14 protein-coding genes are annotated in these 12,879 nt (G+C 73.9%); 4 read left to right on the top strand and 10 right to left on the bottom strand.

Features of this window, described 5'->3' with window-relative positions:
- The first annotated feature begins 4 nt into the window (after positions 1–4).
- Genes AMK29_RS17665 through AMK29_RS17655 form a run of 3 tightly spaced genes read left to right on the top strand, consistent with a single transcriptional unit; the run spans position 5 to position 2,350 of the window.
- Complete coding sequence (locus tag AMK29_RS17665) at positions 5–937, top strand: universal stress protein (protein ID WP_241845472.1); 933 nt, start codon at positions 5–7, stop codon at positions 935–937.
- A 41-nt stretch (positions 938–978) separates the two neighbouring features.
- Positions 979–1,503, top strand: coding sequence for a nucleotide triphosphate diphosphatase NUDT15 (locus AMK29_RS17660; RefSeq protein ID WP_073813966.1), 525 nt, complete (start codon positions 979–981; stop codon positions 1,501–1,503).
- Positions 1,504–1,555: 52 nt separating this feature from the next.
- Positions 1,556–2,350 (top strand): VOC family protein, encoded by a 795-nt coding sequence (locus AMK29_RS17655; RefSeq protein WP_073814722.1) that lies wholly within the window; start codon positions 1,556–1,558, stop codon positions 2,348–2,350.
- Between the two features lie 66 nt (positions 2,351–2,416).
- Here the strand turns inward: AMK29_RS17655 and AMK29_RS17650 are convergent, their stop codons facing one another.
- The 10 genes from AMK29_RS17650 to AMK29_RS17605 all read right to left on the bottom strand — a co-directional run bounded on the left by AMK29_RS17650 (position 2,417) and on the right by AMK29_RS17605 (position 11,833).
- Entirely contained in the window at positions 2,417–2,611 is a 195-nt protein-coding gene (locus AMK29_RS17650; RefSeq protein WP_073813964.1) for a hypothetical protein, read from the bottom strand.
- Between the two features lie 119 nt (positions 2,612–2,730).
- The gene (locus tag AMK29_RS17645) at positions 2,731–3,402 is read right to left on the bottom strand and encodes an ABC transporter ATP-binding protein (RefSeq protein WP_073813962.1); all 672 of its coding nucleotides are present in this window, start codon (positions 3,400–3,402) and stop codon (positions 2,731–2,733) included.
- Positions 3,395–4,405 (bottom strand): ABC transporter ATP-binding protein, encoded by a 1,011-nt coding sequence (locus tag AMK29_RS17640; RefSeq protein WP_198942271.1) that lies wholly within the window; start codon positions 4,403–4,405, stop codon positions 3,395–3,397. The genes AMK29_RS17645 and AMK29_RS17640 overlap by 8 nt, the downstream gene beginning before the upstream one ends.
- Positions 4,402–5,238 carry an ABC transporter permease gene (locus AMK29_RS17635; protein WP_073813961.1) on the bottom strand — a complete coding sequence of 279 codons (837 nt, stop codon included), beginning with the start codon at positions 5,236–5,238 and terminating at the stop codon, positions 4,402–4,404. Before AMK29_RS17635 ends, AMK29_RS17640 begins: the two co-directional genes overlap by 4 nt.
- The gene (locus tag AMK29_RS17630) at positions 5,231–6,223 is read right to left on the bottom strand and encodes an ABC transporter permease (RefSeq protein ID WP_073813960.1); all 993 of its coding nucleotides are present in this window, start codon (positions 6,221–6,223) and stop codon (positions 5,231–5,233) included. Before AMK29_RS17630 ends, AMK29_RS17635 begins: the two co-directional genes overlap by 8 nt.
- Positions 6,220–7,836, bottom strand: a complete 1,617-nt coding sequence (locus AMK29_RS17625; RefSeq protein WP_073814720.1) for an ABC transporter substrate-binding protein — start codon at positions 7,834–7,836, stop codon at positions 6,220–6,222. The genes AMK29_RS17630 and AMK29_RS17625 overlap by 4 nt, the downstream gene beginning before the upstream one ends.
- An 87-nt stretch (positions 7,837–7,923) precedes the next feature.
- Complete coding sequence (locus AMK29_RS17620) at positions 7,924–9,030, bottom strand: acyl-CoA dehydrogenase family protein (RefSeq protein WP_073813958.1); 1,107 nt, start codon at positions 9,028–9,030, stop codon at positions 7,924–7,926.
- The gene (locus AMK29_RS17615) at positions 9,027–10,211 is read right to left on the bottom strand and encodes an acyl-CoA dehydrogenase family protein (protein ID WP_073813956.1); all 1,185 of its coding nucleotides are present in this window, start codon (positions 10,209–10,211) and stop codon (positions 9,027–9,029) included. Before AMK29_RS17615 ends, AMK29_RS17620 begins: the two co-directional genes overlap by 4 nt.
- The gene (locus tag AMK29_RS17610; protein WP_073813954.1) at positions 10,208–11,176 is read right to left on the bottom strand and encodes an NADPH:quinone oxidoreductase family protein; all 969 of its coding nucleotides are present in this window, start codon (positions 11,174–11,176) and stop codon (positions 10,208–10,210) included. The genes AMK29_RS17615 and AMK29_RS17610 overlap by 4 nt, the downstream gene beginning before the upstream one ends.
- Before the next feature lie 69 nt (positions 11,177–11,245).
- Positions 11,246–11,833 (bottom strand): helix-turn-helix domain-containing protein, encoded by a 588-nt coding sequence (locus AMK29_RS17605; protein ID WP_073813952.1) that lies wholly within the window; start codon positions 11,831–11,833, stop codon positions 11,246–11,248.
- Between the two features lie 67 nt (positions 11,834–11,900).
- Between AMK29_RS17605 and AMK29_RS17600 the strand changes: the two genes are divergently transcribed.
- Positions 11,901–12,869 (top strand): NAD(P)/FAD-dependent oxidoreductase, encoded by a 969-nt coding sequence (locus AMK29_RS17600; protein ID WP_073813951.1) that lies wholly within the window; start codon positions 11,901–11,903, stop codon positions 12,867–12,869.
- Positions 12,870–12,879: the final 10 nt, after the last annotated feature.

Below are 12,879 nucleotides of genomic sequence, written 5' to 3'. Positions count from 1 at the left end.
AGACGTGAGTACCGCGTCCGAGCCGCCGGTCGTCGTCGGCGTGGACGGATCCGACCACAGTCTCCGGGCCCTGGAGTGGGCCCTCAGCGCCGCCGAGCATCTGGAATCGCCGCTGGTCGTGGCCCATGTGCGGTCCGACGCCCTGCAGCTCGGCGCCGCCCGTATCGCCTCCCTGGGCCCCTCGCCGGAGCTCCCCGACACGGTCGTGGGGGCCGTACAGGCCGTGGTCGAGAAGCGGGGGCACACCCTTCCCGTGGTGTACGAGTCGCTCGACGGCTCCGTGACCGACGCCCTGCCCACGGCGGCGCGGGACGCGCGGCTCCTGGTGACCGGTTCCCGGGGGCGCGGCGGCTTCGCGAGCCTGCTGCTCGGCTCGACCAGCAGGACGCTGGCCGCGACGGCGCCCTGTCCGCTCGTCGTCGTCCCGCACGAGGCCCGCACGGCCGCTCTGGAGGACGCGGCGGGAGCGGGACGGGTGCTGCTGGGCCTGCACACGGAGGAGACTCCGGACGAGGTGGTGGCCTTCGCCTTCGAGGCGGCGCACCACCGGGGCGTGCCACTGGAGGTCCTGACGGCGTTCCGGCTGCCTCCGCAGCCGAGTGCCCTGGTCGTCGCCCCCTCCCCCGCGCTGCAGGTCCCTCCGCCGCTGCCCTTCACGGACGACATGGAGGAGCAGCTCGTCCAGGGTGTGAGGCGGGAGCAGGAGGAGCGGCTGCGGCCCTTCGCGGCGCGTCGGCCGGAGGTCTCCGTGGTGCCGGTGGTGTCACCGGGGGACGCGGCGGGGCTCCTGGTCGACGGCTCGCGGGAGGCCGGACTCCTCGTCGTGGGCCGGCATCACCGGCACCGCTTCGGGTCGCTGCTCGTCGGCTCCGTCGCCCACGCGGTCCTTCACCACGCGCACTGCCCGGTCGCGGTGGTCCCCCCGGCTGCTCCGTGACGCCGTGGCGGCCCGGGGAACGCTGCTGGTAGAAGAGGATCATGAACACCGCAGACCGGGCGGCCGCCGCCCAGCGCAACGTCCAGCCGCCCCGCGCCCAGGCCTCTCTCGGCGCGGGGGTGGTGGTCACCGACGAGGAGGGGCGGGTGCTCCTCGGCCTGCACCGCTCCGGGGTGTGGGAGCTGCCGGGCGGCCAGGTCGAGCCCGGGGAGTCCGTCGAGGACGCGGTGGCCCGTGAGCTGGCCGAGGAGACGACCTTGCTCGCGACCGCCGCCGACGTGGAGGTGATCGGGCTGATCCTGGACTCGGTCACCTCGGCACAGGTGACCCGGATGACCGCCGCCACCGTCCTGCGCGCCTTCCGTGGCGTTCCCGCCGTGGCCGAGCCGGACAAGATCGAGCGCTGGGAGTGGACGGATCCGGACCGCCTGCCGGAGGCGCTGTTCCTGCCCTCCGCCCAGGTGCTGCGGATGTGGCGCCCGGAGCTGCCGCTGCCCGGTGGGCCGTACCACCGCTATGCCCTGGGCCGGCTGCCCGCGTCACCGAGCGGGCCGGGGACCGCGTGACTAGCGTGGCTCACAGGAGTACGTCATCGAAGCGGAAGTGGGAGTCACCGTCATGGCCGCACGACCTGAAGGCACGCCGGTCTGGACCGACGCGATGTTCACCGACGTCGAAAGCGCGAAGACGTTCTACGGCGACGTGCTCGGCTGGACCTTCGGCGAGTCGTCCTCCGAGTTCGGCAATTACACGCAGGCGTACAAGAACGGCAAGGCGGTCGCTGCCGTGGTCCCGCCGATGCCGGGGCAGGACGGTGAGCCGCAGTCGGCCTGGTGTCTGTACTTCGCCTCGCCCGACGTCTCCGCGACGGCGGAGAGGATCCGCGGCGCGGGCGGCACCGTCCTGATGGAGCCGATGCGGGTCGGCGAGTTCGGTTCGATGTGCCTCGCGCAGGAGCCTTCGGGTGCCGTGTTCGGCATCTGGCAGGGGGGTACGCACGAGGGCTTCGAGCTGGAGGGGGAGACCGGCTCGTACGTCTGGGCCGAGGTCTTCACCCGGGAGCCGGGGAAGGCGGACGACTTCTTCGGCGGCGTCTTCGGCTACCGCTCCAAGACGATGCAGGACGGGGAGATGGACTACCGGACCTTCGACCTCGGTGGCGATCCGCTGCTCGGGCGGATGGTGATGACGGAGGAGTTCCCGGCGGAGGCCCCCTCGTACATCCAGGTCTACTTCGCGGTGGACAACTGCGACAAGGCCGTCGAGGCGGCCCGACGCCTTGGCGGGCAGGCGATCTTCGGTCCGATGGACAGCCCCTTCGGGCGGTACGCGGCGATCCAGGACCCGCAGGGCGCCGTGTTCGCCGTGATCGACGTCAGGACCAGGGTCGGCGAGGAACCCGAGTGGGCGTGATGGGCGGTGGAAGCCGTCCCGCGGCCCGGCCCCGGGACGGCTTCCGTGGGTGCGGCCCCGGGGCGCTCAGGGTTTGAGGCTGGAGACGACGTTGGCGGTGGCGGCGACGCCGTTGTGGATGGTGGGCGCCATGCTGGTGCCGGCGAGGAAGAAGCCGAGCAGGGCGCAGACGAGGGCGTGCGTGATCTTGAGACCCCCGTTCCGCAGGAAGATCACGGCCAGGATCAGCAGCAGCACCACGACAGAAATGGAAACGGCCATCGCTCTCACGTCCTTCTTGCGCCGCACCGGAATTGCGGCGTTCGGCGGACAGTGTGGCGGAATGGGCGGTCCGTCCGGGCGTATGGCGGGGCGGCCATACGGGTGAGGTTCGGACGGCCTCAGTCGCCGGGGGGCGCGGGCAGGCAGTCCCTCCACTCCACCGTGCGGTCGCACCAGCGGTTCAGGAGCACGCGGTCGTGGCCGACGGCGAGGAGACCGGCGCCCGTGTCGGCACGGTAGGTCTCGACGGCGGCGACCAGGGCTGCCGTGGTGGAGGCGTCGAGCATCGCGGTCATCTCGTCGCAGATCAGCCAGCGGGGGCGCAGGGTCAACGCGCGGGCGAGGCAGGCGCGTTGGAGCTGGCCGTCGCTGACCTCGTGAGGCCGGCGGCCGAGCAGGTCGCCGGTGAGCCCGACGGCCGGGACGAGTGCGGCGACCCGCTCGGCGGCCTCGGTGCGGCGGCCGGTGGCGCGCAGGGGTTCGGCGATCAGGTCGGCCAGGGTGAGCCGCGGGTCGGCGGCGGTGCGGGGCTGCTGGAAGACGACGCCGACCGCGGTGCGCAGGGCGCGCGGGGCGCGGTGGCGCCAGGCGCGGACCTCGGTGCCGTCGAGGACGAGGCGGCCCGCGTCGGGGCGGTGGAGGAGGGCGGCGACGCGGGCGAGGGTGGACTTGCCGCAGCCGCTGGGGCCGAGGAGTCCGACGGACTCGCCGGGGGCGACGGTGAGGGAGGCGCCCCGGAAGACGGAAGCACGTCGGTCGTATCCGGCGGTGACGGTGTCGAGTTCAAGCACGGGGGTGCTCCAGGTGGTGGCAGGCCACACCGGCGGTGACGGCGGGCGGGGTGGCGCAGAGTGCGGTGGCGCGGGGGCAGCGCGGGGCGAAGGCGCAGCCGTCGGGCAGCGCGGAGAGTTCCGGCGGCATGCCGGGGATCGGGGTGAACGCCCGGTCGGGCAGGGCGTCGAGGAGTCCGCGGGCGTAGGGGTGGCGGGGGCCCGTGGGGCCGAAGAAGCGGTGGGCGGGGGCGATCTCCACGATGCGGCCCGCGTACATGACGGCGACGCGGTCGGCGATGCGTTCGGCGGCTGCGAGGTCGTGGGTGATGAGGAGCAGGCCGCGGCCGTCGTCGGCGTGGCGCCGCAGTTCGTCGACGGTGCGCTCGACGAGGTCGCGGTCGAGGCCCGTGGTGGGTTCGTCGGCGAGCAGCAGGGGGGCTCCGCCGATGAGGGCGAGGGCGGTGGCGGCGCGCTGGGCGAGGCCGCCGGAGAGTTCATGGGGGTGGCGGTCGAGGTGACCGGCGGGGAAGGCGGCCCGTCCGGCGGCGTCCTCGGCGGCCTTCCGCCGTGCGCGGCGGGGGGTGCCGGTGAGGGCGCGGACGGTCTCCTCCAGGTGCGCCCGTACGGTGCGGACCGGGGTGAGGTGGGCGGCGGGGCTCTGCGGGACGAGGCCGACGCGGCGGCCCCGTACGGTCCTGGCGAGGGTCTTCTCGTCGGCGGCCAGCAGGTCGGTGCCGTCCAGCCACGCCGTGCCGGAGGTCTCGGCGTTGCCGGGGAGGAGCCCGAGGAGGGCGGAGGCGAGGACGGACTTGCCGCAGCCGCTCTCGCCGACGAGGGCGAGGCACTCCCCCGCCGCGAGGTCGAAGTCGGCGCCGGTGACGGCGGCGACGGACCGGCCGCCGCTGAGCCGGAAGCGGACGGTGAGGTCGCGGACGCTGAGGACGGCGTCCTCGGCCCGTTCGGCGGTGACCGCGTCGAGGGCGCGCAGGACCTTGTTCCGCGGAGCGTGGGGGGCGTTCACAGCATCAGCTCCGATCGGCGGCGGGGGTTGAGCCGGTCCCGCCACACGCCGGCGAGGCCCGCGATGGCGAGGGTGGGGACGATGAGGAGGAGGCCGGGGAAGAGGGTGGGCCACCAGTCCCCGGCGAGCAGGGAGGAGCGCGCGTTCTGCACGAGGTTGCCGAGGCTGGCCTGATGGCTGGGGAGTCCGAGGCCGAGGAAGGAGAGCGCGGACTCGTGCCACATGGCGTGCGGGACCATCAGGACGGCGGCGAGCCCGGCCTGCGGCAGGACGGCGGGCAGCAGATGGCGGACGGTGACGCGCCATCGCGAGGCGCCTCCGGAGACGGCGGCTTCGACGAAGGGCCGGGTGCGCAGGGAGAGGACCTCGGAGCGCACGATCCGGGCGGTGGAGAGCCAGTGGGTGACGGCGACGGAGGCGATCACGGGCCAGACGCCGGGCCGGAAGAGGGCGACGACGAAGATGCCGAGGAGCAGGTGCGGTACCGAGGAGAAGGCGTCGACGAGCCGCATGAGGCAGCGGTCGGCCCAGCCTCCGAGCGCGCCGGCGGCCGCTCCGACGGCGGTGCCGACGACGGTGGCGACCAGCGCGGCGACGAGTCCGACGAGGAGCGAGATCCGCAGGCCGTAGACGCAGCGCAGAAGGAGGTCGCGGCCGAGGTCGTCGGTGCCGAAGGGGTGGTCGGCGGAGGGCGGCAGGAGCTTGCGGGAGAGGTCCACGGCCTGTTCGTCGAGCTGGACGAGCGGGGGCACGAGCAGCACCGCGAGGAGGACGGCGCCGACGATCAGGGCGGAGCTCCAGAGCCGCAGGCGGTGGGTGCGCGGGTCAGCCATCGAAGCCCACCCGGGGGTCGGCGAGTCCGTACAGCAGGTCCGAGAGGAGGTTGCCGAGGAGGACGGCCGCGGTGGCGAGGACGGTGAGCGCGGCGAGCAGCGGGAAGTCCACCGAGGTGGCGGCCTGGACGGTGGCGGCGGCGATGCCGGGCCAGCTGAAGACGGTCTCCACGAGCAGCGCGCCGGTGATGAGTTCGGGGACGCGGGATCCGACGAGGGTGAGCATGGGGAGCATTCCGGAGCGGAGGGCGTGGCCGGTGAGGACGGTGCGTTCGCTGAGGCCGCGGGCGCGGGCGCCGCGCACGGGGTCCTCGTCGAGGGCGTCGCCGACGCCCTGGCGGACGTACAGGAAGAACCAGGGCAGCTGGGAGGCGCCGAGGACGAGGGCGGGCAGGACGAGGTGGCGGGCGACCTGGTCGAAGGTGACGGTGTCGCTCGCGGTGTCGGTGAGGCCGCCGGCCGGCAGGGCGCCGAGCTTCAGGGCGAAGAACCAGATGGTGAGGAGGCCCAGCCAGAAGGCGGGGGCGGCTTCCAGGGTGTACGCGACGGAGCTGACGGCCCGGTCGAGGAGGCCGCCGCGGCGGCGGCCGGCGAGGACGCCGAGGAGGGTGCCGAGGGCGATGGCGACGAGGAAGGCGGTGACGGCGAGGAGGACGGACCAGCCGAGGCGTTCCCCGATGACCTCGGCGACGGGCCGGCGCATGACGGAGGAGTCGCCGAGGTCGCCGCCGAGGGCGGCGGTGAGCCACTCCCACCAGCGGGTGAGGAGGGGCCGGTCGACGCCGAGGTTGGCCCGGAGCTGGTCGAGGTTCTCCTGCGAGGCGGTGAGGCCCGCGGTGCCCGCGTAGGCCTTGACGGGGTCGAAGGGGGAGGCTTCGGCGACGGCGAACACCGCGAAGGTGACCGCGAGGAGGACGGGGACGGCGGCGAGGAGCCGCCGTCCCGTCATCCGGGCCATGGCCCCCCAGGGGAGGCGGCGCTTCACTTCTGCGCCGCTCCGGTGACCTTGGGCTTCCAGCTCTCGACGTTCCACCAGGGGCCGGCGGCGAGGCCGTGGTCGTGCGGCTCGACCTGGGTGCTCGGTCCGTCCCAGGCGTCGGCGAGGACGTAGAGGTGGTCGATGTGGGTGAGGAAGGTGTAGCCGGGGTTCTTGACCAGTTCGCGCTGGACGGTGTCGTACGCGGCGCGGCGCTCGGCCGGGTCGTTCGTGCGGCGGCCTTCCTCCAGGGCGCGGTCGACGGTCTTGTTGGCGTACCAGGCCATGTTGTTGAAGCCGTCGCCGCCGAGGGAGGACTTCAGGAGCAGGTACTGGTCGAAGTCGGGGTCGCCGGGCGAGCCGCCGCCCGCGAGGACGGCGTCGGTCTTCATCCGGGGCTCGATGACCTCCCAGGTGCCGGCCTGGGCCGTGATGTCGATACCGGCCTTCTTGGCGTCGGAGACATAGGCGAGGGCGTGGTCCTGGCGGAGCTTGTCGCCGGAGAGGTACCAGAGCGGGAAGGCGGCGCGGACGCCGTTCCTGACGCGGATGCCGTCGGGGCCGGTCTTCCAGCCGGCCTCGTCGAGGATCCTGCGCGCGCCCGCGAGGTCGTGGCGGCGCTCGGTGCCCTCGGCGAACCAGGGGCTGTCGGTGGGGACGGGTCCGTAGGCGGGCTTCCCGGCCCCTTCGAGGATCTTGTCGACCATGGCCCGGCGGTCGACGGCGATGTCGAGGGCGCGGCGGACGGCCGTGTCGCCGGTGACCGCGTGGTGGGTGGGGAGGGTGACCGTGCGGTAGTCGTAGGTCGTGGCCGTCCAGGTCCTCTTCGCCTTGTCGCCCTTGAAACCGGCGGCGAGGTTGGGCGGCAGGATCGCGCCGTCGAGGTCGCCGGCGCGCAGCCGGGTGGCGCGGACGTCGTCGTCCTTGATGATCGCCATGGTGAACTTCTTCACCGCGGGCGCGCCGTTCCAGTAGCGCGGGTTGGCCGCGAAGCTGAGCTTCTCGCCCTTGGACCAGCCGGTGAGCACGTACGGGCCGGTACCGATCGGCTTGGTGGTGAAGGCGCCGGTGTTCACGTCCTGTCCGGCCGCGGCGTGTTCGGGGGCGATGGCGTGGACGGTGCGCTCGGCGAAGGGCGCGTAGGGGTACTTGAGCCGGAAGACGACGGTGTCGGCGCCGACCGCCTCGACGCTCTTGAGGGCGTCGAGCTCGGTGCGGGAGGGGTTGTTCGTCTTCGGGTCGAGGATCGTCCGGTAGGTGAAGACGACGTCCTTCGCCGTGAAGGGGGCACCGTCGCTGAAGGTGACCCCCTTGCGGAGGGTGTACGTGTAGGTGAGGCCGTGGTCGCCGACGCGGGGCAGCCGGGCGGCGAGGGCCGGCTTCAGCTTCATGTGGGCGTCGAAGGCGAGGAGCCCGTCGAAGATCTTGGAGTTGCCGTCCTTGCCGTAGCCGAGGAGGGGGCTGAGGGTCTCGGGTTCGTAGGCGATGCCGACGACCGCGGAATCCTTGGGTCCGCCGGAGCCCCCGGCGGTGGAGCCGGGGTTCGTGCAGGCCGCCGCGGTGAGGGCCACGGCCCCCGCGAGTATCGCGGCGGCCGTGCCGCGGAGGGATCGGGCGGTCATCGTGTCCACACCTCTTTGAAGATCAACTGTTATTGCGAACAGCTTGCAATTAAACAGTATGTAAAGGGGTGCGGACACAGGGGCCCCTTACAGAGGTGGCTCCAGGCCGACCAGGGCGGCGATCGCGTCCTGGTGCCGACCCGCCGACCCGAGGGCGATCTGGTCGGACTTGGCCCGCTTCAGCACCAGGTGGGCGGGGTGCTCCCAGGTCATCCCGATCCCGCCGTGCAGCTGGACGCACTCCTCCGCGGCCCGGACGGCCGCCTTGGAGCAGTACGCCTGGGCGACGGCCACGGTCAGCGGGGCGTCCGCGCTGCCGGTGGCCAGGGCGTCCGCGGCCGCCCTCGCCGCCGCCCTGGCCCCGACGAGGTCCAGCCAGAGCTGCGCCATGCGGTGCTTGAGGGCCTGGAAGGAGCCGACCGGCCGGTTGAACTGGTGCCGCTCGCGGGTGTGGCGGACGGTCTCCTCCAGGCACCACTCGGCGAGACCGAGCTGCTCGGAGGCGAGGAGGCCGGCCCCCGCGAGGAGGCCGCGCCGGACCGCCGCGCGGGTCGCCTCGGTGCCCGCGAGCAGGGTGCCGCTCCCGGCGGTGGGGGTGACCCTGGCCAGCGGCCGGGTGAGGTCGAGCGGGGTCTGCGCCTCGACCGAGGCCTCGGCCGCGGGGACGGCGTACAGCCCGTCGGCGCGGGGGACGAGGAACACGTCGGCCGCGACGGCGTCGGCGACCCCCGCCACGGAGTCGCCGACCGGCGGCTCGGCGTCCGGCGCCGTGGAGAGCGGTACGGCGAGGACCGCGACCGTCCGGCCGCTCGCGAGGTCCGCGAGCAGCCCGACCGCCTCCTCGCTCTCTCCCACGAGGGCGAGCAGCGTCTCGGTGGCCACCACCCCGCTGGTGAGGTACGGCAGCGGGGTCACCGCGCGGCCGAGCTCCTCGAGCACCACGGCGGCCTCGCGGTGGCTCGCGCCCTGCCCGCCGAGCTTCTCGGGGACGAGCAGCCCGGCGGCGCCGATGTCGGCGGCCAGGGACTTCCACAGGCCGGGGACGTACGGGCTGTCGGTCTCGATCCGGCCGAGGAGGGTCTGGTGGCCGGCCCGGTCGGTGAGCAGGGCGCGGACGGCGGCCCGCAGGTCGTCCTCAGTCTCGGAGTAGAGGAGGTCGAGCGGCTGTTCCGTCGGTTCCGTCAGGTCGGTCATCGGGCGAGGTCCTTCCAGGCGACGTCCTTGTCGTTGCGGGGTTCGGGCGGCAGACCGAGGACCCGTTCGGCGACGATGTTGAGCAGTACCTCGCTGGTGCCGCCCTCGATCGAGTTGCCCTTGGACCGCAGATAGCGGTAGCCGGCGTCCCGTCCGGTGAAGTCCACGAGCTCGGGGCGGCGCATCTCCCACTCCCCGTACAACAGGCCCTCGTCGCGGAGGAGTTCGACCTCAAGCCCGCTGATGGCCTGGTTGAGGCGGGCGAAGGCCAGCTTCATCGCGCTGCCCTCGGGGCCGGGCCGGCCCGCGACGAGCTGCTGACGGAGCCGCTCCCCGGCGAGCCTGGCCACCTCGGCGTCGACCCAGTGGTCGAGGAGGCGGCGGTGCAGGTCGTGGGTGCGCAGTTCCGGGCGCTCGCGCCAGGTCGTGGCGAGCTTCCCGATCATGCCGCCCTCGCGGGGGATGCGGGAGCCGCCGATGGAGACGCGCTCGTTCATGAGGGTGGTCTGGGCGACCCGCCAGCCGTCGCCGACCTCGCCGAGGCGGTGGGCGTCGGGGATGCGGACCCCGGTGAGGAAGACCTCGTTGAACTCGGCCTCGCCGGTGATCTGGCGCAGCGGCCTGACCTCCACGCCGGGATCGGTCATGTCGCAGACGAAGTAGGTGATGCCCCGGTGCTTGGGCGCGTCCGGGTCGGTGCGGGCGATGAGGATGGCCCAGCGGGCGGTGTGCGCGCTGGAGGTCCACACCTTCTGCCCGTCCACGATCCAGTCCCCCGCGTCGTCCCGGACGGCCCGGGTGGCGAGCGCGGCGAGGTCGGAGCCCGCGCCGGGCTCGCTGAAGAGCTGGCACCACACCTCCTCCCCCACCCAGAGGGGCCGCAGGAAGCGCTCCTTGACCTCCTCCGAGCCGTGCGCGAGGACGGTGGGAGCGGCCATGCCGAGGCCGATGCCGATCTTGCGCGGGTCGTTGTCGGGGGCGCCCGCGGCGGCGAGTTCGGCGTCGACGACGGCCTGGAGCGCGCGGGGCGCGTCGAGACCGCCGAGGCCGACCGGGTAGTGCACCCAGGCGAGCCCGGCGTCGAACCGGGCGCGCAGGAAGTCGGTGCGGTCGGTGGTGGCGGGCGGGTGCTCCTCGAGCAGCTTCCGGGTGAGCGCTCGGAGTTCGTCGGCTCGGGTCATGCGCGGACTCCTTCCGGGAGGACGACGAGGCGGCCCGTGGTGGTGCCGTCGGCGACGCGCTGGACGGCGTCGGCCGCGCCGGCGAAGGGGACGCGTTCACCGATGAGCGGCTTGATCAGGCCCTTGGCCGCGTAGGCCGTGAGGGTCTCGTGGCAGCGCCCGATCGAGGCGGGGTCCTTCACGGCGTACAGGCCCCAGTGGAGGCCGAGGACCGAGTAGTTCTTCACCAGGGCGTGGTTGAGGGCGGGTGCGGGGACGGTGCCGCTCGCGAAGCCGACGACGACGATCCGCCCCTCGAAGGCGACGCACTTCGCGGACTGCTGGTAGGCCTCGCCGCCCACCGGGTCGTAGATCACGTCGGCGCCGCGGCCGCCGGTGGCGGCCTTGACGGCGGCGACGACGTCCTCGGAACGCCGGTCGACGACGACGTCGCAGCCGAGCGCGCGGGCGACGGCGGCCTTCTCCGGCCCGCCGACGACGCCGATGACGGTGGCGCCGGCCGCCTTGCCGAGCTGGACGGCCGCGCTGCCGACGCCGCCGGCCGCCGCGTGGACGAGGAGGGTCTCGCCCTCCTGGAGGGCTGCACGGCGGTGCAGACCGAACCAGCCGGTCTGGTAGCCGATGTGGAGCGCGGCGGCCTCGGCGTCGTCGAGCGAGTCGGGGGCCGGGAGCAGTCCGGCGGCGTCGGCGAGCACGTACTCGGCGAAGCCGCCGTGCGGGAGGGCGGCGGTGGTGAGGACCCTGCGGCCGTCCTCGGTCTCGGCGCAGACCTCCACACCCGGGGTGAAGGGCAGCGGGGGGCGCACCTGGTAGTGGCCGCGGCAGAGCAGCGCGTCGGGGAAGTTGACGTTCGCGGCGCGGACCCTGAGCAGGACCTGGCCGTCGCCGGGCGTGGGCGGTGTCACCTCCTCGCGGCGCATCACCGCGCCCGGTTCCCCGTTCTCGTACACACGCCATGCCTGCATCCGGAAGCCTCCTCCGTACCGAGCGGTCGGTGGCATACTAAGCGGTCGCTTGTCCTCGGGGGAACGGGGTCAGCCGGACTTCTTCGGACGGGCCCTCACGTGCATCCGCTCCCCCTGCGGCCCGAAGAGGCTCAGGAACTCCACCGGACCGTCGTCCGTCGGCCCGAACCAGTGCGGGACGCGGGTGTCGAACTCGGCCGCCTCGCCCGCCCCGAGGACGACGTCGTGCTCGCCGAGGACGAGCCGGAGCCTGCCCGAGAGCACGTACAGCCACTCGTACCCCTCGTGGACGCGCGGCTCCGGTGGCTCCGTCGTCCTGTCCTGGATCACCTTGTACGCCTGGAGGCCGCCCGGCTGGCGGGTCAGCGGGAACATGGTCCGGCCGTGGCGCACGATCGGCTTGGCGCGGACCCGCGGGTCGCCCGTCGCCGGGGCGCCGACCAGTTCGTCCAGCGGGACCTGATGGGCGCGGGCGAGCGGCAGGAGCAGTTCGAGGCTGGGTCTGCGCCGCCCGGACTCCAGGCGGGACAGGGTGCTCACGGAGATGCCGGTGGCGGCGGAGAGCTCGGCCAGGGTCACCCCCCGGTCGCGGCGGACGCGGCGGAGGCGGGGGCCGACCTCGTTCAGGACTTCGTCGATGCGCTCGTCTTCGGTCATGCGTCCAGTGTTGCAGAAACGGCAAGTCCGCTTGCCGCTTCCGCCGGGGCCGGGCGACGCTCGTCCCATGAACGCACACCTGGACCTGGACAGCACCTACGACTACGAGGCCGTGGTGGTCGGCGGGGGCGCGGCCGGCCTCAGCGCCGCCCTGATCCTCGGCCGCTCGCTGCGGCGGACCCTGGTCGTCGACGCAGGGCAGCCGCGCAACGCCCCCGCCGCGCACATGCAGGGCGTCCTGTCGCGGGACGGCATGAGCCCGGCGGACTTCCTCGCGGCCGGACGGGCCGAGATCGCCGCCTACGGGGTCGAGTGGCGGGCCGGTGAGGTGACGGGGGCCGCGCCGGACGGGCGCGGCGGCTTCACCCTCACCCTGGCGGACGGGGACACCGTCGGGGCGCGGCGGCTCGTCGTCACCACCGGGCTCGTCGACGAGCTCCCCCGGATCGACGGACTCGCCGGGCGGTGGGGTCGGGACGTGCTGCACTGCCCGTACTGCCACGGCTGGGAGGTCCGCGGCGAGGCCTTCGGGGTGATCGCCCACCCGGCGATGCCGGCGCACCAGGCGCTGATGGTGGCGCACTGGTCGGAGGACGTGACGCTCTTCCTGCACACCGCCGGTGAGCTGTCGGAGCACGACGCCGCCCTCCTGGACGCGGCGGGCGTCCGCGTCGAGCGGGGCGAGGTGACGGGGCTCGCGGTGGAGGACGACCGGCTGACCGGGGTGCGGCTCGCCGACGGCCGGACCGTGGCCCGCTCGGTCCTCTTCGCCGGGGCGTCGCGACTCGCGGCCCGCGACGGGGTGCTGCGGCGGCTCGGCGCGGAGCTGCGCGCCACCCCCTTCGGGGAGTTCGTGGTGGTGGACGAGACGGGCCGCACCAGCGTGCCCGGCGTGTGGGCGGCCGGGAACGTGACGGGGCCGCAGGAGCAGGTGGTCAACGCGGTGAGCCGGGGATACCGGGCCGGCGCCGCTCTCAACGCCGAGCTGGTCTTCGCCGACCTGGAGGCGAAGGCGGCCGGTCGGCCGGTCGGATGAACCCCCTCGG

The organism is Streptomyces sp. CB02261 (genome assembly GCF_001905665.1).
Lineage (GTDB): Bacteria > Actinomycetota > Actinomycetes > Streptomycetales > Streptomycetaceae > Streptomyces.
The sequence above is the reverse complement of the archived record's forward strand: the minus strand, read 5'-3'. Positions and strand labels throughout refer to the sequence as shown.

What these genes read in the sequence shown, in the direction of transcription:
- AMK29_RS17660 (WP_073813966.1), top strand. Translation starts at nt 979, where the DNA reads ATGAACACCGCAGACCGGGCGGCCGCCGCCCAGCGCAACGTCCAGCCG.
- AMK29_RS17655 (WP_073814722.1), top strand. Translation starts at nt 1,556, where the DNA reads ATGGCCGCACGACCTGAAGGCACGCCGGTCTGGACCGACGCGATGTTC.
- AMK29_RS17650 (WP_073813964.1), bottom strand. Translation starts at nt 2,611, where the DNA reads ATGGCCGTTTCCATTTCTGTCGTGGTGCTGCTGCTGATCCTGGCCGTG.
- AMK29_RS17635 (WP_073813961.1), bottom strand. Translation starts at nt 5,238, where the DNA reads ATGGCTGACCCGCGCACCCACCGCCTGCGGCTCTGGAGCTCCGCCCTG.
- AMK29_RS17625 (WP_073814720.1), bottom strand. Translation starts at nt 7,836, where the DNA reads ATGACCGCCCGATCCCTCCGCGGCACGGCCGCCGCGATACTCGCGGGG.
- AMK29_RS17620 (WP_073813958.1), bottom strand. Translation starts at nt 9,030, where the DNA reads ATGACCGACCTGACGGAACCGACGGAACAGCCGCTCGACCTCCTCTAC.
- AMK29_RS17615 (WP_073813956.1), bottom strand. Translation starts at nt 10,211, where the DNA reads ATGACCCGAGCCGACGAACTCCGAGCGCTCACCCGGAAGCTGCTCGAG.
- AMK29_RS17610 (WP_073813954.1), bottom strand. Translation starts at nt 11,176, where the DNA reads ATGCAGGCATGGCGTGTGTACGAGAACGGGGAACCGGGCGCGGTGATG.
- AMK29_RS17605 (WP_073813952.1), bottom strand. Translation starts at nt 11,833, where the DNA reads ATGACCGAAGACGAGCGCATCGACGAAGTCCTGAACGAGGTCGGCCCC.
- AMK29_RS17600 (WP_073813951.1), top strand. Translation starts at nt 11,901, where the DNA reads ATGAACGCACACCTGGACCTGGACAGCACCTACGACTACGAGGCCGTG.